Origin of the sequence: Saccharopolyspora sp. ASAGF58, assembly GCF_012277335.1 — a bacterium.
In the GTDB taxonomy this organism is placed as follows: domain Bacteria; phylum Actinomycetota; class Actinomycetes; order Mycobacteriales; family Pseudonocardiaceae; genus Saccharopolyspora; species Saccharopolyspora hattusasensis.
This window is the reverse complement of sequence record NZ_CP040605.1, coordinates 1,600,852-1,626,203: the sequence shown is the minus strand read 5'-3', so window position 1 is coordinate 1,626,203 and position 25,352 is coordinate 1,600,852. Positions and strand designations below refer to the sequence as shown.

21 protein-coding genes are annotated in these 25,352 nt (G+C 70.7%); 10 read left to right on the top strand and 11 right to left on the bottom strand.

The genetic code is table 11. The annotated features are described in order from the left end of the window. Nucleotides 1-305: 305 nt before the first annotated feature. Nucleotides 306-2,015, top strand: a complete 1,710-nt coding sequence (locus FDZ84_RS07350; RefSeq protein ID WP_246868857.1) for a DUF2339 domain-containing protein — start codon at nucleotides 306-308, stop codon at nucleotides 2,013-2,015. Nucleotides 2,016-2,138: 123 nt separating this feature from the next. Here the strand turns inward: FDZ84_RS07350 and FDZ84_RS07345 are convergent, their stop codons facing one another. The 3 genes from FDZ84_RS07345 to hisN all read right to left on the bottom strand — a co-directional run bounded on the left by FDZ84_RS07345 (nucleotide 2,139) and on the right by hisN (nucleotide 3,548). Continuing rightward, nucleotides 2,139-2,324, bottom strand: coding sequence for a DUF397 domain-containing protein (locus FDZ84_RS07345; protein WP_168585280.1), 186 nt, complete (start codon nucleotides 2,322-2,324; stop codon nucleotides 2,139-2,141). Continuing rightward, nucleotides 2,317-2,616: a Scr1 family TA system antitoxin-like transcriptional regulator gene (locus tag FDZ84_RS07340; RefSeq protein WP_168585279.1), complete on the bottom strand. Its 300-nt coding sequence runs from the start codon at nucleotides 2,614-2,616 to the stop codon at nucleotides 2,317-2,319. Before FDZ84_RS07340 ends, FDZ84_RS07345 begins: the two co-directional genes overlap by 8 nt. 158 nt (nucleotides 2,617-2,774) lie before the next feature. Continuing rightward, nucleotides 2,775-3,548 (bottom strand): histidinol-phosphatase, encoded by a 774-nt coding sequence (gene hisN / locus FDZ84_RS07335; RefSeq protein WP_168585278.1) that lies wholly within the window; start codon nucleotides 3,546-3,548, stop codon nucleotides 2,775-2,777. Between the two features lie 114 nt (nucleotides 3,549-3,662). Here hisN and FDZ84_RS07330 point away from each other — a divergent pair, with 114 nt between their 5' ends. Next, entirely contained in the window at nucleotides 3,663-4,337 is a 675-nt protein-coding gene (locus tag FDZ84_RS07330) for a response regulator transcription factor (RefSeq protein WP_168585277.1), read from the top strand. 6 nt (nucleotides 4,338-4,343) lie between these two features. Beyond that, nucleotides 4,344-5,618: an ATP-binding protein gene (locus FDZ84_RS07325; protein ID WP_168585276.1), complete on the top strand. Its 1,275-nt coding sequence runs from the start codon at nucleotides 4,344-4,346 to the stop codon at nucleotides 5,616-5,618. Nucleotides 5,619-5,926: 308 nt separating this feature from the next. Here FDZ84_RS07325 and FDZ84_RS07320 read toward each other — a convergent pair whose 3' ends face one another. Both FDZ84_RS07320 and FDZ84_RS38640 read right to left on the bottom strand, forming a co-directional pair. Next, nucleotides 5,927-6,454 (bottom strand): GtrA family protein, encoded by a 528-nt coding sequence (locus tag FDZ84_RS07320; protein WP_168585275.1) that lies wholly within the window; start codon nucleotides 6,452-6,454, stop codon nucleotides 5,927-5,929. Nucleotides 6,455-6,503: 49 nt separating this feature from the next. Beyond that, entirely contained in the window at nucleotides 6,504-8,999 is a 2,496-nt protein-coding gene (locus tag FDZ84_RS38640; protein WP_246868856.1) for a sigma-70 family RNA polymerase sigma factor, read from the bottom strand. A gap of 225 nt (nucleotides 9,000-9,224) precedes the next feature. On the opposite strand from FDZ84_RS38640, the gene FDZ84_RS07310 reads away from it, so the two are divergent. From FDZ84_RS07310 to FDZ84_RS07295, 4 genes are all read left to right on the top strand, one after another. Further along, nucleotides 9,225-9,998 carry a hypothetical protein gene (locus tag FDZ84_RS07310; protein WP_168585274.1) on the top strand — a complete coding sequence of 258 codons (774 nt, stop codon included), beginning with the start codon at nucleotides 9,225-9,227 and terminating at the stop codon, nucleotides 9,996-9,998. A 174-nt stretch (nucleotides 9,999-10,172) separates the two neighbouring features. Next, on the top strand, nucleotides 10,173-11,357 hold the full coding sequence (locus FDZ84_RS07305; RefSeq protein ID WP_168585273.1) for a 5-(carboxyamino)imidazole ribonucleotide synthase: 1,185 nt from the start codon (nucleotides 10,173-10,175) through the stop codon (nucleotides 11,355-11,357). A gap of 67 nt (nucleotides 11,358-11,424) precedes the next feature. Then, a complete protein-coding gene (purE, locus tag FDZ84_RS07300; protein WP_168589872.1) occupies nucleotides 11,425-11,913 on the top strand; it encodes a 5-(carboxyamino)imidazole ribonucleotide mutase in 489 nt (162 codons plus the stop codon). Between the two features lie 433 nt (nucleotides 11,914-12,346). Next, nucleotides 12,347-12,772 carry a DoxX family protein gene (locus FDZ84_RS07295; RefSeq protein ID WP_210435462.1) on the top strand — a complete coding sequence of 142 codons (426 nt, stop codon included), beginning with the start codon at nucleotides 12,347-12,349 and terminating at the stop codon, nucleotides 12,770-12,772. Between the two features lie 223 nt (nucleotides 12,773-12,995). On the opposite strand, the gene FDZ84_RS07290 is transcribed toward FDZ84_RS07295, so the two are convergent. From FDZ84_RS07290 to FDZ84_RS07280, 3 genes are all read right to left on the bottom strand, one after another. After that, the gene (locus FDZ84_RS07290; RefSeq protein ID WP_168585271.1) at nucleotides 12,996-13,706 is read right to left on the bottom strand and encodes a TIGR03089 family protein; all 711 of its coding nucleotides are present in this window, start codon (nucleotides 13,704-13,706) and stop codon (nucleotides 12,996-12,998) included. A 166-nt stretch (nucleotides 13,707-13,872) separates the two neighbouring features. Beyond that, nucleotides 13,873-15,054, bottom strand: a complete 1,182-nt coding sequence (locus FDZ84_RS07285) for an LCP family protein (protein WP_168585270.1) — start codon at nucleotides 15,052-15,054, stop codon at nucleotides 13,873-13,875. Between the two features lie 136 nt (nucleotides 15,055-15,190). Continuing rightward, on the bottom strand, nucleotides 15,191-16,909 hold the full coding sequence (locus FDZ84_RS07280; RefSeq protein WP_246868855.1) for an LCP family protein: 1,719 nt from the start codon (nucleotides 16,907-16,909) through the stop codon (nucleotides 15,191-15,193). A gap of 249 nt (nucleotides 16,910-17,158) precedes the next feature. On the opposite strand from FDZ84_RS07280, the gene rfbB reads away from it, so the two are divergent. Both rfbB and rfbD read left to right on the top strand, forming a co-directional pair. Continuing rightward, nucleotides 17,159-18,148, top strand: a complete 990-nt coding sequence (gene rfbB / locus FDZ84_RS07275; RefSeq protein ID WP_168585269.1) for a dTDP-glucose 4,6-dehydratase — start codon at nucleotides 17,159-17,161, stop codon at nucleotides 18,146-18,148. Then, on the top strand, nucleotides 18,145-19,062 hold the full coding sequence (rfbD, locus tag FDZ84_RS07270; RefSeq protein WP_168585268.1) for a dTDP-4-dehydrorhamnose reductase: 918 nt from the start codon (nucleotides 18,145-18,147) through the stop codon (nucleotides 19,060-19,062). Before rfbB ends, rfbD begins: the two co-directional genes overlap by 4 nt. A gap of 176 nt (nucleotides 19,063-19,238) precedes the next feature. On the opposite strand, the gene FDZ84_RS07265 is transcribed toward rfbD, so the two are convergent. The 3 genes from FDZ84_RS07265 to FDZ84_RS07255 all read right to left on the bottom strand — a co-directional run bounded on the left by FDZ84_RS07265 (nucleotide 19,239) and on the right by FDZ84_RS07255 (nucleotide 23,962). After that, on the bottom strand, nucleotides 19,239-20,297 hold the full coding sequence (locus FDZ84_RS07265) for a glycosyltransferase family 1 protein (RefSeq protein WP_168585267.1): 1,059 nt from the start codon (nucleotides 20,295-20,297) through the stop codon (nucleotides 19,239-19,241). Then, on the bottom strand, nucleotides 20,287-22,797 hold the full coding sequence (locus FDZ84_RS07260; protein WP_210435461.1) for a glycosyltransferase: 2,511 nt from the start codon (nucleotides 22,795-22,797) through the stop codon (nucleotides 20,287-20,289). The genes FDZ84_RS07265 and FDZ84_RS07260 overlap by 11 nt, the downstream gene beginning before the upstream one ends. Before the next feature lie 217 nt (nucleotides 22,798-23,014). Continuing rightward, nucleotides 23,015-23,962, bottom strand: coding sequence for a glycosyltransferase family 2 protein (locus FDZ84_RS07255; RefSeq protein WP_168585266.1), 948 nt, complete (start codon nucleotides 23,960-23,962; stop codon nucleotides 23,015-23,017). A gap of 170 nt (nucleotides 23,963-24,132) precedes the next feature. Here FDZ84_RS07255 and FDZ84_RS07250 point away from each other — a divergent pair, with 170 nt between their 5' ends. Continuing rightward, entirely contained in the window at nucleotides 24,133-25,233 is a 1,101-nt protein-coding gene (locus FDZ84_RS07250) for a glycosyltransferase family 1 protein (RefSeq protein WP_168589869.1), read from the top strand. Nucleotides 25,234-25,352: the final 119 nt, after the last annotated feature.

Here is a 25,352-nt window from a genome sequence, read left to right as displayed (position 1 = left end):
CGGTTGCAACGCAGCAGTATCCGGTTGTGCGGCCGCATCAAGCCACGTCCGAGCAGCAGTCTGACGTTGCGGAGCATCGTCAGGCTCCGGCACCCGAGCATCCGGCGGGATCCGAGCAAGAACCTGCTGCGGCTGAGACTCATACTTCGGCGAAACAACCGGCTGCAACGCAGCAGTATCCGGTTGGACCTGCGCAGCAAACCCAGGCCTTCGCGCAGCATTTTGTTGCAGGCCAGCAGCACTCGGGATTCGGGCAACAATCTGAAGCGGAGCAGTCCCAGGCATCTGCGCAACAATCGGCCGCCATGCAGTATCCGGTTGGACCCGAACAGCAAATCGCTGCTGCGCAGCACTATCAGGCTTATGCGCAACAATCGGCCGCCATGCAGCCGCGGGCGGCACCGCGGCCGTATCCGGGGTTGTCGCAGGTCCCGGCTGGGGATGCGCGTCAGCGGTTCGGCGCGGACCTGGAACCGAGCCGCGTCCTGGCCTGGGTCGGCGCCGGGGTGACCTTGCTGGGCGTGGTGTTCCTGCTGGTGCTCGCCGTGCAGCAGGAATGGTTGGGGCCGGGCGCGCGGGTCGCTGGTGGCGCGGTGCTCGCCGCGCTGCTGGTCGCGGCCGGGTGGTGGATGCATTGCCGGTCCGCGGCCGACGAGTCGGGCGGGGCGGGTCGAATCGCCGGATTCGCCCTCGCCACAACTGGTTTCGGCGCATTGTTCCTGGACGTGGTGGCGGCCACCGCGCTTTACGACTACCTGCCGGTGCCTACCGGGCTCGGGGTCGGCCTCGCGGTCAGCGTCGCCGGCCTGGCGCTCGCGGATCGGTGGCGGGCGCAGCCGTTGGCCCTCGGCGTGGTGCTCAGCTCGGCGATCTGCGCGCCGCTGATCACGCAGACCGCGGATTCGCTGCTCGTCGGCTTCGTAGTGCTGGTGCAGGTCGCGGCGACCCCGGTGCAGGTGCGACGGGGTTGGGCTGGCCTCGCGGTGGCGGCCGGAGTTCCCACCGTGCTGGCTGCTTTGGCAGCGAGCGTGCGGGGGATCTGGATTCACGACACCGCGCTAGTGGTCGCGATCTTCGCCGCCGCGGTGCTCGGCGTGGCGGTCGCGGCGATCACCGCAGGTGCCCGGCCGGATGCGGATGGGACGGCCATCGGTCTGCTCATCGCCGCACCGACGCCGGCCTTCCTAACCGGGCCGCTGATGCTGGAGCGTCCGGCGGCGGGCGCGATCGGCACCGCAATGGTCGTGCTGCTGGTGGGAATCTGGGCGGCCGGGCGGTTCACGCCCGCGTTCCGGAACCGGTTGTCGACCCGGTTCGTCGCCGCGGCCGGCGGCATGGCCGCTGTCGCCGCGGTGCAGACGACCCTGACCTTCCTGGATTCATCGAGCTGGGGAACGGCGCTGCTATGCGAAGCGCTGCTGCTCGGCGTCGGCGGATTCCTGTTGCGGAGCCCGGGAGTGCTGCTCGGGGCGACGTGCTACGCGACCTTCGGGTTCCTGCTGGCATTCTTCAACGAGCTGCCGATCACCGCGCTCCTCTGGCACGACGGCGGCACCGGGATCCGCGGCCTGCTGGCCGGACTGCTGGTCGCGCTGGTGGCGGTGGCCCTGCCGGTCGCGGCGACTCGGATCGGGAAGCTGGCGGAACTGCCGGGGTCGCTGCCGCTGTGGGCGGCATCGGGACTGGCGCTGCTGTACGCAACGGCGAGCGCGACGATGGCGGCGTGCCTGCTGGTGAGCGACGCACGGGAGAGCTTCCTCACCGGCCACATCCTGATCACCCTGAGCTGGGTGGTGGCGGCGATCGCGTTGCTGCTGCGGGGAGTCCGGGTGAAGCACCTGCGCATCGCGGGCCTGGTGCTGATCGCGGTGTCCCTGGCGAAGCTGCTGCTGTTCGACCTGGCGACCCTGGACGGCTTCGCCCGGGTGATCGCCTTCCTCTGCGCGGGCCTGATCCTCCTGGCGGCAGGCTCCGCCTACGCCCGCCTCTTGAACAGAGGCAAACCAACGGAGTGAACGGCCGCTCGCCCAAGGTCCGTGGGGAGCGGCGATTTCGCGCGAAATCGCCGCTCCCCACGCCTGCCGGGTGGCGATTTCGCGCGAAATCGCCACCTGGCCTGTCCCAATCTGCGCGGCGCCTCACCGGTAGTGGTCGGCCTTGATGGCGGATAAGAAGCTGTGCCAGCGCCCGATGTTGAAGGCGAGGGTGCCGCCGTCGGGGTCCTTGGAGTCACGCACGGCCGTCGCATCCGGCGTCATCGCCACCTCGACGCAGTTGTGCACGGAGCCACTTCGGCTGCTCTTCCGCCACACCAGTTCACTCATCGCCGAGCCTCCCCACGATGTCCTTGATCAAGCAGGTCGACTCTTCCTTGTCCAACGCGCAGTGGTCCAGCTTTTGGCAGGCTTTCATGAATGGCTCCACGTCGGCAGGCTCTGTCAGAGCGACTGCGAAGTAGCGGGCTTCGACGAAGACGTGCGAGGTGCCGTCGCGCAGCTCGTAGAGGGAGAAAGATCCATCCAAGGCCGGGTGCGGCGTTGCGGTCAACGGCACCATCCGCAGCGAGACGTTGTCCCTGCGCTGCAAGATCAGCAGGTGCTCGAGCTGTTCACGCATACGCCGGTTCGGCCGGGGGGCTCAGTGCGGCGGCGGGTGGGTTCCTTCGCTGTGCGAGGTGTGGATGCGGATTCCGTTCGCTGGGGCAACGCGCCGATCCGGTCTGGGGGTTCTCGACGGGGTCGCAGGCCCCGACCTCGCGCCCGGCCGCCGGAACCCTACTTCTGCAGGAGCTGCAGGGCTTCCGAGTGCAGGTGGCCGTTGGTGGAAAGGGCGCTTCCGCCGTCGTAGCGGGGATTTCCCGACAGGTCGGTGAAGGTGCCGCCCGCTTCCTCCACCAAAACCTGGGCCGCCGCCACGTCCCACGGGTTGACGATCGGTTCCGCGGCGATGTCGATCACGCCCTCCGCGACCAGGCAGTGGTGCCAGAAGTCGCCGAACGCCCGGTTCTCCCAGCAGGCGTCGATCAGCCGCAGGTAGGACTCCCGCGAGTGGTACTCCACCCACGTGCCCAGGTGGGTCGTCGACACGTACGCGTCGGCGAGGTCCCGCACCCCGGACACCCCGATCCGCTCCGGCTCCGCGTCGCCGGTGCGGCACCAGGCGCCCGCCCCGGCCGCCGCCCACCAGCGCTTGCCGAGCGCCGGGGCGCTGATCACGCCGACCACCGGTCGGCCGTCGTCGACCAGCGCGATGAGCGTCGCCCACACCGGGATGCCGCGCAGGAAGTTCTTCGTGCCGTCGATCGGGTCGAGCACCCACGCCCGGCCCGCCCCGGCAGCGCCGCCGCGTTCCTCGCCCGCGACCACGTCGTCCGGGCGCTGTGCGCCGAGCACCTCGCGCACCGCGTCCTCGACCGCGAGGTCCGCGTCGGTGACCGGTGTGCGGTCGGGCTTGCGGTCCACGCTCAGGTCCCGGGCCCGGAACCGGCCGACGGTGATCCCGTCAGCGACGTCGGCGAGGTGCAGGGCGAGGTCCAGATCGCGGGTCACGCAGGAACCCTAGCCGCTGCGCCCGGCGATCCGCGAAGGGCCCGCAACCAGCCGGTTCCGGCGAATCGCCCAGGACACCGGACGTGATCATCTGCGCCCTCTAGTCTGGAAGGCGTGAGCGTGGTGCTGCTGGCAGAAGACGACCCGGCCATCGCTGTGCCGTTGTCCAGAGCGCTGCAGCGCGAGGGCTATTCGGTGCAGGTGAGCGAAGACGGCCCATCGACGCTGCGCGCCGCCGCTTCGGGCGGGATCGATCTCCTGGTGCTCGACCTCGGGCTGCCGGAGATGGACGGCCTGGAGGTGTGCCGGCGGCTGCGGGCGCAGGGCCGCGGCCTCCCGGTGTTGATGCTCACCGCGCGCACCGACGAGGTCGACTTCGTCGTCGGCCTCGACGCGGGCGCCGACGACTACGTCGCCAAGCCGTTCCGGCTCGCGGAGCTGATGGCCCGGATCCGCGCCCTGCTGCGCCGCGGCGCCCCGGAGACCCTGGAGGCCTCCGGCGTCCGGCTCGACCTGACGGCCCGCCGGGTGCTGGTCAACGAGCACGAGGTGCAGCTGGCGAACAAGGAGTACGAGCTGCTGCGGGTGCTGATGCAGCACGCTGGCCAGGTGGTGACCCGCGAGGAGATCCTCGAAGAGGTCTGGCCGGAGTCCGACCGCAAGGGCAGCAAGACGCTGGACATGCACATCTCGTGGCTGCGCCGGAAGCTCAGCGACAGCAACGGCCGACTCGACGAGACCCGGATCGCCACGGTGCGCGGCGTCGGGTTCCGCTTTAACGCGGACTGATCCGCGATGCGCCGCCGGATCCTGCAGGCCACGCTACTCGCGGTGGCGGTCACCGCGGTCGTGCTTGGCTTGCCGCTGGGTTTCAGCGCGCTGAAGCTCGTCCAGGACCTCACGGCCGGCGATCTGACCACCCGGGCGCAGCAGATCGCGACGCTCCTCGACGAGCAGATCGCCTCGCAGCGCTCGATCGACCTCAACGCGGCGCGGCTGGCGGTGCCCGACGGGGCCCGGCTGATCGTGCGCACGCAGGCGCACGACTATGTCTACGGCCCGGATCCCGGGCAGGATCCGCTGGTGGAGAGCGTGCCGATGGTGCAGAGCGGCACGGTCACGATCGCCGCGCCGAGCGCCCCGGTGCGCACCCAGCAGCTCCAGGTGGCGGCGTTGGTGTTGATGCTGGTGGTGCTCTCAGCCGGCACCGGGATGATCGTCGCGACGCTCACCGCCCGGCGGCTCGCCGACCCGTTGAAGCACGTCGCGGCGCGTGCGGCCCGGCTCGGTGCCGGCGATTTCCGCGCCGACCCGCAGCGGCACCAGGTCCCGGAACTGGACCGCGTCGCCGATGCGCTGGACGCCTCTGGCGCGGCATTGTCGCAGCTAGTGCAGCGCGAGCGCGATCTCGTGGGTGACGTCTCGCACCAGCTGCGCAGTCGGCTCACCGCGCTGCACCTGAGGCTGGAGGCGCTCGCCGCAGCGGACGACCCGGAGATCGCCGAGGAGGCCAGCGCGGCTCTCGAACAGGCCGAACGACTCTCCGGGGTGCTCGACGACCTGCTCGCGGCGGCCACCGCGGCGCGCGCTCGGGACGCCGAGCCCCTGGACGTGTCCAGCCTGCTCACCGATGTCGCAGGGGAGTGGCGGGAGCCGCTGAAGGCTGCGGGGCGGACGCTGCGGCTGAAGGTGTCGGAAGGCCTGCTCGCGCGGGCCACCCCCACGCGCCTGCGGGAGACGATCGGCGTGCTGCTCGACAACGCGCTGCGGCACGGCGAGGGAACCGTGATGCTGGCCGCGAGGCAGGGCGGCGGAACCGTCGTCGTCGAGGTCGGCGACTCCGGACCGGGCGTGCCGGATGCCCTGGTGCCGTACCTGTTCGAGCGCGGCTTCTCCGGAAGGGGCTCGACCGGCGTCGGCCTGGCGCTGGCCCGAGCCCTGGTGGAGGCGGACGGCGGACGGCTGGAGCTGAGCCAAGCGCGCCCGGCGATGTTCGAGGTGTTCCTCCCGATCGCCCGAGCAGACGACATCCTCGGCGTTTCCTGGAACCGCGAGTCCACCCCCCGCTGACCCGGCACCGCACTTAACCGGCGAAGACCACGCTTCCGCTGTTCAAAACCCGTGAGCGGTTCGGGGCACCGGCAGGGGCTGATTGTGAACCCGTCGTGCCTGGCGGTTCGGTAACGACCCCATCGGGAATTGCCTGGCCCGGACGCGTCAGCCGGGGTGTGAAGCGAGCGGCCTGTTCGGGTCGGTAGGTGGCGCGAACTGTCGGTTCGCTTCAAACAGCACCTTCCAAGGCAGCCTTTGCAGCCCCAAGGCACTCACGGCCGGAAGCCGCTACCCGCAGCGCTGGGCGGGACGAGTTCGGACAGGTCTCAGCGGGCTGAGATTCGGTCGCGGGGGGAGGGGCGGCGGTCGGGTTGCTCGGCGGGGAAGACCCACTTGCGGAACGCCCACCAGCGGAACGCCATGCCGACCAGCAGCCCGATGATCTGCCCCGACGTGAAGTCGGCGATCTCCTCCACCAGCCGACTCGTGAAGGGCGTCTGCAGGTGCAGCATGTACCGCGAGATCCACAGCGGCGCCGAGTACAACCCGACCCCGATGCCGCTGATCACGAAGTACAGCGTCGCCTCGTAGTGCCGCCGCCGACCGCCGCGGGTGCGGAACGACCACTCCCGGTTCAGCACATACGACACGATCGTCGCGACCAGCACCGCGATGACCTTCGAGGTGACCGGCTTCGGTGACAGGATCGTCAGCTTCAGCGCGTAGAAGATGCCCGTGTCGATGAAGAACGTGATCGCGCCGACGACCCCGAACTTGAGCAACTCGCGGTGCCGGATCGCGAGGGACCGGTACGGCTGCGGGATGCGCGCGAGTACCGAATCGACAGCGGACACGTCCTCGAGTCTACGGAGCTACTCCAACTGAGCGACTTCACTCGGCGATTTAACTCGGGTGTGGGCGTGTCGTGGAATCCGTCGTCGAGCTGCTGGGCGGCGTCGAGCTGCTGGGCGGCGTTGTGCTGCTCGGCGTCGAGCTGCTCGGCGGCGTACTGCTGGGCGGTGTCGACGTGGTCGGTGGCCTGGTGGTCGGTGGCGTCGTGGTGGGTGGCGTCGTGCCCGGCGGAGCGGTGGTCGTAGGACTGCTCGACGGCGGGACCGGTTGCGACAGGTTCGGCGGCCAAGGCCACCAGCAGTGTGGCGGGGTCCACGGCGGCCGGTCGCCCCAGCCGTGCTCGTCCCACGGCGGCCGGTCGCTCCAACCCGGCGGGGTCCATGGCGGGCGGTAGCCCCAGCCCGGCGGCCACCACGGGCACTCCGGCAGCGTGCTCGTGGGCGTCGGGGTCGGCGCGGGCGGTTCCGGCGCCGGCGGTGCGGGCGGCACCCACGGGTACCAGAGCCGCACGGACACCGGATCACTGTCGCGGGCCGAACCCAAGGTCCCGGACACCGGGATTGTCACGTAGCGGATGATCCAACCGGCGTCCGGCTCGGCCCCGGCCTGCGTTGGCTCTGCCGGGTCGGCCTCTACGAGACCGGTCCCGATCGGTTCCGGCCATGGGAAGCCGGGCAGGGCGCTGACCCAGATTTCGCTGTGGAAGGACTTGCCCGGGGCCAGCTCGGCGGCGCACCGAATCCGGCGCTGGTCCACGGGCTCGGCGGCGCACTTCGGCGACATCCCGGCCGCTTGGACGCCCTCGGGCAGCTGGGCCAAGGCTACGGCGCGCCCGGTGCTGGTTCCGGTGTTGCGCACGTCGATCGTGATCCGGCTGCACAGCCACGGCGCGTGGTCCAAGCTGCCGGTGCCGCACAGCTGCAGCGTTCCCGGGTTCCAGGCGGAAGTCCGGACGTCCACGCCGTCCACCGGTGCCGGCCGGCGGACCACGACCGGAACTGCCGGCAGGTGCAGCTGGATCTCGGTGCCGGCGTTGATGCGCGCCGTGATATCGCCGCTGGTAGCGGACTCGTCGGCCTGCACGCGGTAGTCGAAGACGAACGTCTCGCCGGGCCGTAGGCCGCGATCGGTGGTGCAGGCGATCGAGCCGGTCTTGTTCGTGCACCTCACCGACGGCGCGTCCGGGGCTTGGACGCGGGCCGGGGCAGACGATGCGACCCAGCTCTGCGGGGTGGTCGAGGCAGGCCCGGACCGCACGGCGGTCGGCAGCTGCGCGGACACGCCCGGCGGCAGGTTCAGCGTCGAGATGACCGGCTCGGACGGCCCGGAGCCGCTGTTGCTCACCGTGATCGGCAACGCCGCCGGGGCTCCCCCGGCGACCAGCTGGATCGGCTCGCCCGGGCCCGAGGCGTTCAGGCTCGGCGTCGCCGGTGGCGGCGCGGGCTGCGGAGCCGGTTGCTGCGGCGGAGACTGCGGAGCCGGGGACTGCGGAGCCGGAGACTGCGGAGCCGGGGACTGCGGAGCCGGAGGTGGCGGCTGGACCGCGGGTGGCGGAGTCGACGCGACGGGCACCGGCTGTTCCGTGCCGGAGGTCAAGGCGATGGCGATGGCCGCGGCGAGCACTGCGGTCGCCGCTCCGGCAGTGAGCGCTTGGCGGGGTGCACTGCTCGCCGCGCTCGCAACACCGGAGGCGCTACCTGCGGCGACCGCCGCCCCGGCGGCCGTTCCGCCGGAGGAGGCGAGCGCGAGGTAACCGGTGACCGAGCCACCGAGCACCAGCGGCGCGATGATGACCCGCAGCGCACCGTTGACGTCGGCGAGTTCGGCGGCCAGCGCGCGGCAGCGGTAGCAGCCGTCGAGGTGCGCTTCGACCTGGGTCGTTTCCCGCTTGGACAGCCCGCCTCGGGTCCAAGCGCCGAGCCGGTCGACGGCGGCCCGGCACTGCTCGACGCCGGACTCGGCGTCGTCCAGGTGCCCGAGGTGAACCTGCAGGTAGGCCTGGCGGAGTCCCTCGCGGGCCCGGTAGGCGAGTGCGGAAACCCCGTTGGGGGTCAGGCCGAGCAGCGGCGCCACCTGGGCCGGGGTCTGGCCCTCGACCTCGACGTGCCACAGCACGGTCTGCCAGCGCTCCGGCAGCCGCGCGAACGCCTGCGCGGCGAGTGTGCGCTCCAGGCCGGCGACCGCGGTGTCGGTGAAGGGCACGCTGACGTCGGCGCCGGACACCTCCGCGACGTCGTCGGCGAGCTGCACCCTGCGCTCCCGGCGGGTCCGGTCGTAGGCGGTGTGCCGCAGGGCCGTGAGCAGGTAGGCGCGGAACGCGGTGTTCGGCCCGCGACCGTCCCGCAGCGTGTCGAGCACCTTCGCGAAGGCCTCGGACACCAGGTCATCGGTTTCCGCCGGGGACTTCGCGACCTGCCGAGCCATGTTGTACGCCGCTGCGACGTGTCGCTCGTACAGCTGCGCGTAAGCCGCGGACGAGCCGTTGCGGACCTCTTCCAGCAGTTCACCGTCGCTGGGGTCCTGCACTTCCGCCGGGACTGTCGCCACGCCGCACCTACCTCCCCGCAGGGCGCTCGCCGTTCTCTGTGTGTTCTAACGATCATCTGCGCCAGATGACATGACGCGAAAAAGTTGAAGATTATTGTGATCTGGATCTTATTGCTCGCGCCATTCACTCCACCGTCATGGGCGACCCGCTGCTTCGTCCCATCGGCGGGTTGTTGAAGAGGAGGAGCGTTGAGCATGAGGGAGTGGCCGCTGTGGTGTGACGAAATGACTGACGAGGGGCGGCGCAGGGCGCTTCGGTCGCGCTGGCGCACCGCGAGCCTAGCCGCGGGGTGGCCGTTTCCGAGCGACTGGGCGTCGGATGCGGTCGACGCGGTGTGTTCGGCGGTCGTCGCGGAAGAAGACCTCGCGGATCCGCTGGCCGATCTCGGCGCGTCCAGAGCGGAAGCCGGTGTCGGCCTCGCCGGGACGTTGCAGGACCTCGCCGCGTTGCACGCGGTGTCGGAAGGCGAGCACGACGGGCTGGTGTCCGCCGACCCGGATGCGGTGCCGGCGGCGATGGTTCGCGCCACCGCGCTGGGCTGGTCGGACGTGGTGGCCCGGATGTCGGTCGGCCGCGAGGTGGAGGACCCGCTCACCGGCCTGACCACGGCCGGCTACCTGCGCACCCGGCTGCACGAGGTCTACCGGGCGGCCCGCGTGGAGGGGCGGGCCGCCGGTGATGGGCACGCGTTGGTGACTGTGTCGCTCGCCGTCAACGCCGACGACTACCCGCAGATGATGGCGATGGTGCTGATCGCCGACGCACTGCGGATCGTGTTCGACGGCGGGGAGACGACGTCGCTGCTGCGGTCCGCGACGGCGGTGGTGCTCGCGTCGCGCGACCGGCTGCTGCCGGCCCGCTGTCTCCAGGCGCGCTGGACCATCCAGCACCGACTGGCGGCGGACCCGGCACTGCACGGTTGCGGGCCGTTGCTCCTGCGGGAGGAGCTCCTGCCGGACGACCACGACCAGGCCTGCGAGCTGCTGGCCTCCCTGTGACGGCAGTTTCAATTGGAAACTGCGCAAGTCCCCAGTCGTCCGGGGGCGTCGGCACGTCCTCCAGTTTCAATCGAAACTGGAGGACCGATTCCCGCGGACCTCGGCGCTGTGAGGTGGGTCGCGTCGGGGCGGTCCCCGCGCGGATGCGGGGTGTGCGCGCCTTAGGCTTGCGGGGTGGACCACCGCACCGGAACCCCAGTTGTCGGCATGATCGGTGGTGGCCAGCTCGCGAGGATGACCCACCAGGCTGCGATCCCGTTGGGGCAGTCGCTGAAGGTGTTGGCCACCTCGGCGGACGACGCCGCCGCGCTCGTCGTGCCGAACGTGGAGATCGGGCACCACGCGGACCTCGATGCGCTGAAGAACTTCGCGCAGGGGTGCGATGTGGTCACCTTCGACCACGAGCACGTGCCCGGCGAACACCTCCGCGTGCTGGCTGCGGCGGGGGTTTCCGTGCAGCCGGGCCCGGATGCGCTGCTGCACGCGCAGGACAAGCTTGTGATGCGCCGCAAGCTGGCCGAACTCGGTCTCCCGGTGCCGCCGTTCGCGGAGGTCACCGAGGTCGCCGACGTGCTGGAGTTCGGCGCCGAGCACGGCTGGCCGTGCGTGCTGAAGACCGCCCGCGGCGGCTACGACGGCCGTGGCGTGTGGGTGCTCGACACCCCGGACGGCGCGAAGCACACCGTCACCGAGCTGTTGGGAAGCGGCGCGCAGCTGCTCGTCGAGCAGCGAGTGCCGCTGCGCCGCGAGCTCGCCGCGCTGGTCGCGCGCTCGCCGTTCGGGCAGGGCGCGGCGTGGCCGCTGGTGGAGACGGTGCAGGAGGACGGCATCTGCGTACAGGTGCTCGCGCCCGCCCCGAACGCCTCGGCGGAACTCGTCGAGCAGGCCCAGGGCCTAGCGCTGAAGATCGCCGAATCGCTCGATGTCACCGGCGTCCTCGCGGTCGAGCTGTTCGAGACCGACGACGGCCTGGTGATCAACGAGCTGGCGATGCGCCCGCACAACTCCGGACACTGGACCATCGAAGGCTCCCGGACCTCGCAGTTCGAGCAGCACCTGCGCGCGGTGCTGGACTACCCGCTGGGCAGCACCGAGCAGACCGCGCCGGCCGTGGTGATGGCCAACCTGCTGGGTTCGCCGATCGAGCTGAAGATGGGCGTGGACGAGCGGCTGCACCACTTGTTCGCCCGCTACCCGCACGCGAAGGTCCACCTGTACGGCAAGAGCGAGCGCCCGGGGCGCAAGCTCGGCCACGTGACCGTGCTCGGGGACCGGATGGACGAGGTGCGGGAGCAGGCGCGGCTGGCCGCACACTGGCTGTCGCACGCCGAATGGCTCGACGGCCACCAGATCCACTGACGCAACACGACGCAGCGAAGCGAGAGGTCCGAGCGTGGCAGGCGAGAACCCCCTGGTCGGCGTGATCATGGGCAGCGACTCCGACTGGCCGGTGATGCAGGCCGCCGCGGACGCGCTCACCGAGTTCGACGTGCCGTTCGAGGCGGGCGTCTACTCCGCGCACCGCACGCCGCAGCGGATGCTCGACTACGCGCGCACCGCCGCCGACCGCGGCATCCGGGTGATCATCGCCGGAGCCGGTGGTGCCGCGCATCTGCCGGGCATGGTCGCCTCGGCCACCGTGCTGCCGGTGATCGGTGTGCCGGTGCCGCTGAAGTACCTGGACGGGATGGATTCGCTGCTGTCGATCGTGCAGATGCCCGCCGGGGTGCCGGTGGCGACGGTGTCGGTGGGCGGGGCCCGAAACGCCGGTCTGCTCGCGGTCCGGACGCTGGCGGCGGACTCCGGAGAGCTGGGGGCCCGCCTGCGCGCGGACATGTCCAAGTTCCAGTCCGACCTGGAAGAGATGGTCCTCGGCAAGCACGCCGCTCTCCAGGAGAAGGCCACCCAGCGCTGACCCCACCCGGGTCCGCCGCAATTTCCATTGAAATCGGACCTGGCCGATGCCGGTGGGTTGCACGTCCCGCTGGATCTCCATGCCGAGCCATTCGCCTTCGAACGGCCGGTGCAGGTAGAGCGTGATGTCGGTGTTGATCCACGGCCCGAAGATCGGTCCGGTCGGGCTGGCCGCGCTGATGCAGTCGACGAACACCGCGACGTGACCGAGCGGGCACAGCGGCCCACCGGGCAGCAGCGGTAGCGGCATCCCCGACGTTACCCGCCAGTATTCATGGTGGTACTACTCGTTTGCCGCTTTTGTGGTGACTTGTCGTGGGACTCGTTCCGGATCGCGGGAGAGCTGTGAAGATCTTCTCAGCGAGGAATAGTACTTGAAGCTTCATGCAATGCTTGGTGGCGTCGCCAGACATCGACCCCGAAAGGTTCTTCCCATGCAGCACAGTCTTCGTGACGTGACGGCCCTGGTCGCGCGCCTCGTCGTGGGCGCGACATTCCTCGCGCACGCCTACCAGAAGTTCGTGCTCTACGGAATCGACAATGTCGTCGCTTCGTTCGGCAAGATGGGCCTGCCCCCGGTGGCGGCGTGGTTCACCGCGCTGGTCGAGCTGCTCGGCGGCCTGGGGTTGATCCTGGGCGTGCTGATGCCGGTCGCCGGCGTTCTGCTCGCGGCGGTCATGGTGGGCGCGATCTTCGCCGCGCACCTCAGCGGCGGCTTCTTCTCGGCGGACGGCGGCTTCGAGTACGTGCTGGTGCTCGCGGCGGCCAGCCTGGCGCTCGGTTTCAGCGGTCCGCGCTTCACGCTCGCCGCGCTGTTCAATGGCAAGTCGGCGACGCGCAGTGAGAAGGCCGCGGCCTGATCGAGTGAAGTGTGAAGGGCGCCTCCTGCCAACCTGATTGGCAGGAGGCGCCCTTAACCTTGAGGAAGCGGCGGGAACCGCTCTTGCACCTCTGCGGGTCCTTAGGCGTCGTCAGGCGAGGGCAGTCCCGACGGGCATGCGTGAACCGGGGATCCCGCAGCCCATGCGGCGTCCGGGATTCCGGTACCCGCACCGCCACGCAGAACGAGCTCGGCGGCAGTCGCTAGTTCAGCTCGACGGTGATGCGCTCGTCGGAGCGGCGTTGGTCCAGCTTCTGCGGGTCCGGGTTGGTGCAGTGCACCAGCGAGGCCTGCGCGGCCAGCGCCGCGAGCAAGCCGTCCACCACCCCGCCCGGCAGCCACCATTCCAATGTGGACATGACCCGGTCGTCGCGGCCGATGTGCAGGGATTCGGCGCGCTGCCGCGCCTCGGTGACAAGTTCGTCGACCGACAGCTCCAGCAGCGCCGGGGTGGCACCGCCGACCGGCGAGAGCGGGCTGAAGTCGTCGCCGTGCACGCGGATGTCCGACGCGTAATCGGCGACGCCGCCGGGCAGGTCGCGCACCGGAGCTCCGAGCGCGTCCAGGCCCACGGCGGCGATCGTGTGTGCGCCCTTGCCGCGGTCCAGGTCGGCCGCCGGGACGAACGCCACCTCGGCGCCCTGCGGGTCGTCCGTGATGTGCGCCCCGCACCACCAAGCCCCCAGCAGCACCCCGACGGTCTGCCAATGCGCCGGCAGCGCCACCAGGACCGGCGTGCCCGGCTCCAGGTCGAGCTCGTCGACCAGCCAGTTCGCCGTCTTCGCCGCCCAGTTCGCGGTGGTCGCGCGGGACAGCTCGATGCGCGCACCGGTGGCGTCGTCGTAGTGCGTGATCAGCGGTTTCGGCGCCCCGCTGGCCAGCAGCGGACCGAGCAGTGCCTGGGTAACGCTCATGGTGCGAGCGTAACGGTCACGGCCCGAGGCCGAAGTCGCGGAGCTGTCCCGCGGCCGGAGATCCCGAGCTTCGGGAGCACCTTGTGCAGGTGGAGTACCGTGAGCGTTTTTGGGCGCCACAGCACCGGAAACCACTCACGTACCTCGACCAGCCGTAGCCGGGGTGCTAGTTGACGCAGGGGATTCCGCCGTCGGAGGTGATCGGCTGCTGGGTGCGCGCCGTGCCGTCCAGGCGCAGCCGCGGCGTCGCGGCCAGCCGCGGCGGTCCCGGGGTGATCAGCTTGCCGAAGAAGGCCTGCGCCGCCGCCGGCTCGACGCTGACGATGTACTGCCCGCGGTCGTCGCGGGCGCCGTTGTCGATCACCGGCATTGTCACGAACGTGACTCGCCCCGCGGCCAGTTCCTGCATCTGCTGCACGAAGCCCAGCGGGTCCCAGCCGTCGTCGAGCACCACCGCGCGGCGGGTGGCCTGGACCAGGTCGTTGATCATCCCCGGGTCGGTGAGCGTGCCGGCGGACAGCACCTTGTTGGCCAGCCCGGCCATGAACACCTGCTGGCGCACGATCCGGTCCAGGTCGCCGCGCGGCAGGCCGTGCCGCTGTCGCACGAACGCCAGCGCGTCGCCGCCGGAGATGGTGTGCCGTCCCGCGGTGAAGTCCGCGCCGGAATCCTTGTCGCTGGTGGCCTGCTGCAGGCAGATGTCGACCCCGCCGACGGCCTCGGTGAGCTCGAAGAACCCGAGCAGGTTGATCTCCGCGTAGTGGTCGATGCGCAGCCCGGTGAGGTTCTGGACGGTCTGCACCAGCGCGCGCTGCCCGGCCAGCCGCGCGTTGTGCTCGACCTCCGCCTCCGGCACGCCGTCGGCCCGCAGCTTCGCCGCCGTGGCTCCTTTCGTCAGCCCGTAGACGGCGTTGATCTTCTCCGGGCGGCTGCCCGGCACATTGGTGTAGGTGTCGCGCGGAATCGACACGGCGGTCGGCTGCGTGGTGTTGTGCGGGATCCGGATCACCACGAGGCTGTCCGTGTTAAGGCCCCGGTCCGCCTCGGTGCGCAGCTGCTTCAGCGTGCTCTCCGGCAGCGGGTTGCCCTGCGCGTCGGTGCGGCTGTCGCTGCCGACCAGCAGAACGTCCGTCGCGCCGTCGTCGGCGGGTGGCGTCTGCGGCACTTCGGCGAGAACCTTCGCCGAGGTGACGTCGCTGAGCCGGTCCACCACGATCCAGCCGATGGCGGTGAGGGCGAGCACGACGGCCGAGATCAGCGCGATCGCGCTGCGCCCGGCGATGCGGACCCCGGACCGGCGCGGATGGCTCGATGCCGCCGCTTCCGGTTCCTGTTCCGGTTCGCCCATTTCGTTCTCCCCCAACCGTTTGTCCTGCCGACGAGCTAGGTTAGCCGCCCGGGAAACCCCCTGGCGGCAGCACGGCGGTTAACCGTGGCTGAAACCTCGCGGGGAAGACGCGCTCACATCGCCCTGGTGATGCCGGTCATCGCACGCAGGGCACGCCGTCCGCGGTGATAACCGGCTCCTCGTCGGGTGCCGTCTGAGCTGGCAGCGGCGCGGCCTGGCGCAGCCCGTCGAGCCGAACGGTCTGGGCACCGGCGAAGTTCTGCGTGCCCGGGCCCTTGTAGTCCTTGCCCAGGTAGACCTGCACGCTGCCGGCTTTGACGCTGGAGCGTGCTTCCGTGGGCACCCCGCCGAGAGCGTCCGAGACCTGCTTCGCGGCCGCCTCTTCACCGGCTGCGTAGTAGATGACCGAGCGGTCCATGGACTCGGCGTTGGAGCTGCCACCGGCCTTGTAGCCCTGCCCGGAGATCTCGTCGAGCACCCGCGCGGCCAGGCCGCTGACGCCGGAGGAGTTGAAGACGCTGACCGAGATGTCCGCCCGGGCCTGCACCGCGATCTGCTTCTGCTGCCGTTCCTGCGGCGACAGCAGCAAATCCGCGGCGAACTGCCTGACCTCCGGGATGTTGATCGTGACGTCCTCCGACCCGGAGGAGCCGACCAGGTGCACCGGGGCGGTGAAGAACTGCACGTCGCCGCTCGCGATGCCTTGCATCTGCTGGGCGAATCCCAGCACATCGCTGGCCAGCCCGGGGTCCAGGATCACCGACTTCTGGATGGCGTTGACCAGTTCGGTCAGCTTGGCCGGGTTGGTCAGCGTCCCGGTGGACATGACCTTGCGGACGAGCGCGGACATGAAGACCTGCTGGCGCTTGCCGCGATCCAGTTCGTTGATCAGGCCGTGCCGCTGGCGGACGAAGGCCAGCGCGTCGGCGCCCTGAATGGTCTGCTGGCCCTTGCGGAAGTTCGCGCCGGACATGGAGTCCTTGGTGTCGTCCTTCAGGCAGACCTCGACACCGCCGATGGCGTTGGTCACGTCGTAGAAGCCGAGCAGGTTGACCTCGGCGTAGTGGTCGATGCTGACGCCGGTGATGTTCTCGATGGTGCGCAGCAGCAACTGCTTCCCGGCCAGCCTCGACTTCTCGTCGAGTTCCTTCTCGTCGGTGATGCCCTGCTTCTTCAGCTTCGCCACTTCGGCCTGCTTGCCGCGGTTCATCGTCTCGGTGAGCTTGGTCTTGCCCTCCCCGAGACCGATGTCGACCAGCGTGTCGCGGGGGAAGGAGATCGCGCTGGCGCTCTGCCCGCCGTTGGGGATGCGGACCAGGATCATCGCGTCGGTGAGGTCGCCGCCGTCGAAGCTGGTGCGCAGTTCCCGCAGTACGTTCTCGGGCAGCGGGTTCCCGTAGGCGTCGGTGCGGCTATCGTTGCCGATCAGCAGGATGTCGGTGGCGCCGTCCGGGGCGCTGAGGCCCTCGCCGATGACGTCGGCGGTGGAGGTGTTGCCGCCGCCGGGCCGGAACATCGCCCAGCCGAACCCGGTGGCGCTCAGCACCAGCACGGACAGCAGCGCGAACAGCGTCCGGCCGAAGGTGCGCGCGCCCCGGTGGTTGCGTCGCCGTTGCCAGACATCGCCTTCCGGGGGAACCTGCGCATTCCCCGAACGGGTGGGAGAACGGCGACGAGCGTCACTCTGGGCGGACCGGCGGCCGGGGCCGCTGGGAGGTGGGGCGGCTCCGCCGCGACGACTGCTCGGCGGGGTGACGCCGACCCCGGGCCGACCCTGGGCACCGGGTCCGCGGGGCGGAACGGGTCTGCCGGGCTGACCTTGCGGGCCGCCTGGCCACCTCGGCCGGTCCTCCACGAATCCTCCTTGGCCTGCCGGCGGGCGTTACACGTTCGGGAAGTGATTTTGCTCGTGTTCCGGATGCAGGTTAGCGGTGTTCTCGGGGCGGTTGGGCAGGTCCCAGTAACAGTGGTGATATCACTCATAAGGTGAACCGACTGTGTCACGTTGCGTAACGCGGGAGCCTGCTTCGTAGCTCGGTGTGTCATGCCAGACTGCGGACGCGGACCTGCAGCGGGCCGCGAAATCCCGGCGAGGAAGGGCACGATGCGGATTCTGGTCACCGGCGGAGCCGGCTTCATCGGCTCGCACTACGTTCGGCAGCTGCTCGGTGGTGCGTACCCCGCGTTCGCCGACGCCGACGTGGTTGTGCTCGACAAGCTCACCTACGCCGGCAACGAGGCGAACCTGGCGCCGGTCGCGGACAACCCCCGGCTGAAGTTCGTCCGCGGCGACATCTGCGACCGCGAACTGGTCGGCGGCCTGATGTCCGGCGCGGACGTGGTGGTGCATTTCGCCGCCGAAACCCACGTCGACCGCTCGATCACCGGCTCGGACGCCTTCGTGACCACCAACGTCGTCGGCACCAACGTGCTGCTGCAGGCCGCACTCGACGCCGGGGTCGGCAAGTTCGTGCACGTTTCCACCGACGAGGTCTACGGCTCCATCGAGGACGGCTCGTGGCCCGAGGACCACGCGCTGGAGCCGAATTCCCCGTACTCGGCGGCGAAAGCAGGCTCGGACCTGCTGGCCCGCGCCTACCACCGCACCCACGGCCTGCCGGTGTGCATCACCCGCTGCTCCAACAACTACGGGCCCTACCAGTTCCCGGAGAAGGTGCTGCCGCTGTTCATCACGAACCTGGTGGACGGCATCCAGGTGCCGCTCTACGGAGACGGGCTCAACGTGCGGGACTGGCTGCACGTAAGCGACCACTGCCGGGGCATCCAGCTGGTGGCCGAGTCCGGGCGCGCGGGCGAGATCTACAACATCGGCGGCGGCACCGAACTGACGAACAAGGAGCTGACCGAGCGGCTGCTGGCGGAGCTTGGCCTCGGCTGGTCGGTGGTGCGGCCGGTCACCGATCGCAAGGGTCACGACCGCCGCTACTCGGTGGACCACCGCAAGATCGTCGAGCAACTGGGGTACGCGCCGCAGGTCGACTTCGAGACCGGGCTGCGCGAGACGATCCGCTGGTACCAGGACAACCGCGACTGGTGGGAGCCGCTGAAGGCCCGATCGGCGGTGGCGCGATGAGCCGCCTCGCCGTGCTGGTGCCCGGCGGCCGCGGCCAGCTGGGCTCGGAGCTGGCCCGGATACTCGCCGCGCGGCCGGGGACGCTGGTGCACCGGCCGGGTTCCCGGGAACTGGACGTCACCGACGCCGAGGAGGTCGCCGACGCGGTGGGATCCTTCGCGGAGACGGCGAAGGACGCCGAGTTGCGACCGGTGGTGATCAACGCGGCGGCGTACACGGCGGTGGACGCGGCCGAGTCCGACCCAGACCGCGCGGCCCGGATCAACGCCGAAGGCGCGGCCTCGCTGGCGAAAGCGTGCCGCAGCAGCGGTCTGCCCCTGGTGCACGTGTCGACGGATTACGTGTTCCCCGGTGATGGGGCCCGGCCGTACGAGCCGACGGACCCGACCGGACCGCGATCGGTCTACGGGCGCACCAAGCTCGAAGGCGAACGGGCGGTGCTGGAGTCCGGCGCGCGGGCCTGGGTGGTGCGCACGGCGTGGGTGTACGGCGCGAGCGGCAAGAACTTCCTGAAAACGATGATCCGCCTCTCCGGGGAGCGCGACACGCTGTCCGTTGTGGACGATCAGATCGGCTCGCCGACGTGGGCGGCGGACCTGGCGAGCGGCCTGCTGGAACTAGCCGAACGGGTCGCCGAACGCCGCGGACCGGAGCAGAAGGTGCTGCACTGCACCAACTCCGGCCAGGTGACCTGGTGCGAGTTCGCGCGGGCGATCTTCGCGGAACTCGGCCTGGACGAGAACCGCGTCCACCCGTGCACGACGGCGGACTTCCCCCTCCCGGCGCATCGCCCGGCCTACTCGGTCCTGTCCGACGCGGCCTGGCGAGAGGCGGGCCTGACCCCGATGCGCACCTGGCGGGAAGCCCTGGCGGCGGCCTTCGAGAAAGACGGCGAAACCCTCCGGCCCCGCTGACCGGTCACCCGAAGGGCGCGAGTCGCCCCTGCAGGGCAGCTTCGACGCGATGTCGGCTGGTGCGGCCTGGCGCGGTGTGCACAAGGAGCATTGCCTGATCCCGCGGGGAGACGGAAGAAAGGCCAGGCGGCCCGGGGGCATGACCGGGAGCCTGGCCTGACGCTTGTCTGAGGCGTTCAGCCTGCGGCGAGTCGGTATGCGTTCAGGGTTGCTTCGGCGCAGGTCCGCCAGGTGAAGGTTTTTGCTTGGGCACGGCCCTTTTCCGCGTCTGGGGGACTGGTCAGGGCTTGCTGCAGGGCTTCGTTGAGCGCCATCGGGTCGCCGTAGGGGAAGCGGATCGCTTGGTCCGCCGTGACTTCGCGGAGGGCTGGGATGTCCGAGCACACCACCGGCGTGCCGCAGGCGAGTGCTTCCAGGGCCGGCAGGCCGAATCCCTCGTCGCGGGAGGGGAGGACGAGGGCGCTGGCTCCCGCGACCAGGCGGCGCAGGTGGTCTTCCGGGAGGTAGCCGGTGCGGATGACCCCGTTGTGGGTTCCCGCTTCGCCGGGGCCCGCGATTACCAGTGGCGGTAGGCCGGACCCCTTGGCTTCCAAGGCTTCCAGCAGCCCCGGGAGTCCCTTGCGGGGGCCCTCGGCGCCGACGAACAGCAGGTACTCCGACGGGAGCCCATAGTGGACCAGAAGGTCGGAGTGCATTGGTGTTGCGGAGAACCACTCCGGATCGACGCCGAGCGGAGTTACCGTGACCTTGCCCCGCGGGACGTCGAGGCGGGAGCTGACGGCATCGGCGGCCGCAGCCGTCGGCGTGCACACCATCCGCGCCCGCCGGGCGGAACTCCGCACGAGCTCGGGCAAGTCGGGCCCGGCCAGCGACGGATCGTCCAGGAACGCCAGGTCGTGCACCGTCACCACGCCGCCCGCTCGGATCGACGGTGGCAGCACGAAGTTCGTGCCGTGCACCACCTGCGCCGCCCCGGCGAGCAGCTCCACCGGCGGGAAAGTTCCCCGCTGCCAGAGCTTCCGCACGACACGCGCCGGGATCGGCGGCCCCACCGCGCGCGTTCCGGCCGGGGCCAGCGAACGCAACTCCCGCCAGCCGCGCGTGGTGAGCCCGATCAGCCGAACGTCCACAAGGGCCGCAAGCTCGGCCACCAGCGACGCGGTGTAGCGCCCGATCCCGGTGCGCCGACCGAGCAGCGGGGTGCCGTCCAGTACGACGCGCAGGTCAGCGGCCACGGAACCGCTCGCCGGCGAGCCGCCGAAGCCGGCCGGTGGCCCGCTTCGCGACCTCGAAAGGCCCGCCCACGTCGAGGTATTCGCGCAGCAGCGCGATGTCGCGGCGCACCGTCTCGACCCGGTTCAGCTGCGGGCTGCGCACGAGCGGCGCGCTCGCCTTGAGCCGGTCCGCGGCCGGGCGCGGGTCGCGGCAGAACTCCGTCAGCGGCGCGAGCACCGACTCCCAGGTGAACCGCTCGCGGACCGGGGCGATGCGGCGGCGGCACTCGGCGGCGAACTCCTCGTCGTAGAGCGTCTTCTCCAGCGCCGCGGCCAGCGCGTCCGGATCCTCGGCTGGCACCACGACCCCGATGCCCTCCGCACGCACCAGGTCGGCGAACGAGTCGCCGTCGGTGGTCACCACCGGCAGCCCGGACCACAGGTAGTCCAGTACGCGGGTGCGGAACGCGAACGTCGTCTCCACGTGCTCGAAGTGAGTGGTGACGCCGCAGTCCGCATCGAGCAGGTAGTTCTGCCGCTCGCCGTAGGGAACCCAGGTCTCGTTGAAGAACACGAACTTGTCGGTCAGCCCGAGCCGCCGGGCCAGGCCGCGGGTCTGCTCGGCCATGCCCATCTCCGGCACGTCCGGGTTCGGGTGCTTCATGCCGAGGAAGAACAGCCGGACGTCGTCGTGCTGCTGGGAAAGCCGGTGCACCGCGTGCAGCAGCGTCAGCGGGTCGAACCAGCTGTAGACGCCGCCGGCCCACAGCACCACCTTGTCCTCGGACGCGATGCCGGACCGGTTGCCCTTGATCGCCGGGCCGGTGCGGCGCGGCGCGACCGACGGCAGGCCGAACGGCACGACCGAGAGCAGCGAGCGGACCGTCGGGTCGTTGTCGTACAGGCCGGGGGTCAAGCGCCCCAGCGAGGCGAGGTGGCCCAGCCAGAAGTGCCGCTGCCGCTCCGAGGCGCAGAGGAAGAAATCGCCGCGCTGCAGTTGGGCGTTGAGCACCTTGGTGACGCCGGTCAGGTCCTTCGCACGCCGCTCGTCGTCGGTGTCGCGACCCTGTTCCAGCAGTTCCAGGTGCATCGGGTCGTAGACGTCGCACACCACGACCTTGGTGGACCCGACGTGCTTGAGCGCCGGCACCATCTCCAGCACGTGGCCCTGCAGCACCACGACGTCCGCCCAGTCGACGTGGGCACCGAGCTCGCGCGGTTTCGCCGCGACCACTGCGAAACCCGACTCCGGCGGGCTGACCAGCGCGTTGACGCTGACCAACCGGACCTCGTGCTCGGCGGAGAGAACCTCGGCCATGTGCCACGCGCGGATCGCCGGGCCGGCCATCCGCTCGGTGACCGCGTCGCCGGTGATCACCACGACCTTCCGCGGGCGGCCGAAGACCCCGTCCAGCTCGAACGCCTCGACCAGGGCGTCGTGCGCGGCCAGGTAGCGCGGCAGCGGGTAGGCGGGCTCCATCGCCTTGCGCATCAGCGGCACCAGGTCCGCGTCGGTGCGCACGCGCGCCTGCTGCTCCTCTTCTCGGGACCGCTTCAGCGACGGCAGCATCTCGACGAATTGGTCGATGGCCAGCATCCCGGCCAGCGCGGAGCGGTCGATCGGAACCGGGCTGTCGTCCTCGTGGTCGCCGCGCCGGGTGATCTCCAGCTGCGTCGGGTCGATCTCGCCGCGCGCGGTGGCGCGTCGTACGGACAGCGCCATCGCGGCGGGCAGCGCCTTCGCCAGCGTCTCGTCGGAGACGTTCTTGTAGAGCGCCGCCAGCGCGTTGCGCTCCAGCAGGTAGTGCTCCCGCGCCGAGGACACGTCGGCCATCGACGCGTGGTGGCGGTGGAACGTCAGCGAGCGCGGCTCGTAGTGGACGCGCCAGCCGCGCAGGTTCAACCGCCAGCCGAGGTCGACGTCCTCGTAGAACATGAAGAAGCGCTCGTCGAAGCCGTCGAGGGCGGCGAACAGCTCGGCCCGCACGAACAGCGCCGAACCGGTCCCGAACAGCACATCCCGCGCCGCGTCGTGCGAACCGTCGTCGACCTCGCCCGCGTGGCGCTTGTAGCCCATGCCGAACCAGGTCAGGCCGCCGTCGACGAAGTCGATGTGCCGGCCCTCCCAGTCCAGGACCTTGCTGGCGACCGCGCCCACGGTCGGCTCCGACCGCAGCACCGCGACGGCCGCCCGAACCCAGTCGCGGTCCGGCCTGGCGTCGTTGTTGAGGAAGGCCAGCACCTGGCCGGTGGCGTTGCGCGCCGCGAGGTTGCACCCGCCGGCGAAACCGCGGTTGGTGTCTGACTCGATCAGCCGCACCTCCGGCGCGGCGGCCCGGATCTGCTCGGCGCTGCCGTCACCGGAGGCGTTGTCGACGCAGATCACCTCCAGCCGGTCGGCCGGGTAGTCGAGATCCTCGCGGAGCGCGCGCAGGCAGGTGATGGTGTCGTCCGCGCCGCGGTAGTTGACCACGATCACCGACACCACGGGCAGGTTGCTGCGGTCGGACAATTCAGCCACGTCCTAAAGCGTGCACCATCGCCCGGCACGGCCTGCGGGGTGTCGGAGAAATCGCGACCATCCCGACACCTCGAGCCGCCGACCGACATGCCGGGGCGTGTCGGTTCGGGTGGGTGTGTTGGGTGGAGCGAACGGACTGGGTAGGGCTCGTGAGTGTTCGTTCCGGTTCTTACCGATAGGAACACTCACGAGCCCTACGGGAGGGCGGGTGCTGGATTCAAGCGCCTGCCCACGTCTCCCAGACTTCGTGCCGCGGAACCCGGGCCGCCCGGCCGATCTGATGCCGGGCGCGGAGCGCCGCGGGCAGGCAAACGACGACCTCGGCCAGTACGCCGAGCCGCAAGGCGACGCGGAAGTTCGCTGCGTCGGGAACGCAACGATCCCCGGTTGCGCGCCGTAACGGCAAGGCGAAGGTGATCGCCGCGAAGCGGGCGAGCTCTCGCGCCGCGACCGCAGCGGGAGCGCAGCGAAGCAGCGTGAGCAGGCGGTTCCGCTCGTTCCAGCGGTGGAACAATGCCGAACCCGGCAGCGTCGTCGCGCCGTGCAGGTGCGAGGCGGCGGCGTCGGGCGCCGGTACGATCCGATGCCCGGCTAGGCGGAGCCGCCACGCGGCGTCGGTGTCCTCGTAGTAGCAAAAGAAGTGAGCCGGCACGCCGCCAGCGGAACGGAGGTGCGCGGTGCGTAGCAGCGCCGCGCCGCCGCAGAAGCCGAACACGCCGCCGGAGGCATCAGGCGCGTCAGCGCCGTGGCCGTCGGCGGTGAGGCGCACGCCGGCGGACTGCACGCGGCCGTCCGGCGTGCGGAGCACGGAGGACGCTGCGGCGGCGGAGCCGTCCGCGTCGAGCGCGCCCTCGAGCGCCGCGAGCCAGCCGGAGGCTGGCGCAGCGTCGTCGTTTAGCCACGCGACGTAAGGAGTGCGGATGCGGTCGAGCGCGGCGGCGATTCCGCCGGCGTAGCCGGTGTTGCGGCGTAGCCGCAGCACTTCCGGCGCCGACGGGTGGGCGGCGACCAGGTCGGCCGTGCCGTCGTCGGAGGCGTTGTCGACCACGAGCGTCCGATGTGGACGGTCTTGGGCCGCCAGTGCGTCCAGGCACGCCTCGATGTGGTCCCGTCCTCGCCAGGTCACCACGACCACGGTGCTGCGCACCCGTTCCGACGCCGTCACGCCCGAAGACGTTACCCACCAGCGCCACCGAGCTGCTCGCAGTCCCCGGTCCTCGATCTCGCACAGCCTTGACCACCTGCGATAACGGCCCGGTCGGCGGCTTCGTGGGGCGGCGCTGGACGTCGAGCTCGGGAACCGGCGGTCGCCCCAGCCTGCGGGTGCGGGAAGCTGTGCGGGTGCCCGAGCTCGTCGCGATCACCGAACAGCTGCTCGCCCCGGTTCCCGGCGGAACCGGGCGCTATACACGGGAGCTGCTGCGCGCGATGGCCGAAACCGCGCCTAGCGGGTGGGAGCTGAGCAGCGTCGTCAGCCGCGGCGGCGATCCCGAAGCGGCCCGGGTTCCCGGCGTCCACGGGCCGCGGGTGCTGCCGGTCCCGCGCCGCGCGCTGATCGCCGCTTGGGAGCGGGGGTTCCCGTTCTGGCCGGGCGGCGACTCGGTGCACGCCATGACGCCCCTCGCGCCACCCGCGAAAAGCGGGCGCGGTCTGGTGGTGACCGTGCACGACACGGTTCCGTGGACGCATCCGGAAACGCTGACGCCGCACGGAGTTTCCTGGCACCGACGGGCGATCAGCCGCGCCGCGCGGCACGCCGACGCACTGGTCGTGCCGACCGCCGCAGTGGCCGACGATCTCGCGAAGCGCATCCCGATCAACGCTCGCCTGCAGGTCATCGGCGAAGGCGTCACCCCATCCCTGCTGGTCGAACCGGACCCTGCCACGGTCGCGGAACTGGCGTTGCCCGCGCGGTACGTGCTGGCGATCGGCACGGTTGAGCCGCGCAAGGGCTACGAACACCTGGTGCGGGCGATGGCCGAACCCACCGCCCCGGACGTGCCGCTGCTGATCGTCGGCCGTCGAGGCTGGGGCGACGTCGACGTGCCGCGGATCGCCGCCGAGTGCGGCTTGCCACATGTGCGCGTGCTGGAGTCGGTTTCCGACGCAGAACTCGCCGCCCTGCTGCGGAACGCGACGGCGCTGGCCGCGCCGAGCCTCGCGGAAGGCTTCGGCCTCCCGCTTGTCGAGGCGATGGCGCTCGGCGTGCCGATCGTGCATTCCGATGCGCCGGCTCTGGTCGAGGTCGCAGGTGGAGCCGGTGTAACTGTCCCGCGTGCCGACCCGTCCGCGCTCGCCGCAGCCTTGCGCACCGTCGTCGACGGTCCCGCTCGCCGGAACGAACTGATCGCGGCCGGAACCCGGCGGGTCGCGGATTTCACCTGGCAGCAGGCGGCGCTGGAAGTCTGGCGCGTGCACCTCGACATCGCCGGCTGATTTCGCGGCCAGCACGGTGCAAACCGGGAACCCGGGCATTGGCGCACCGGGCAAAGCAGGGCAGAACACATTTTCGTCCACTCGTCACGGGCCCGGGCATCCGCACCGTAATCTGCTCA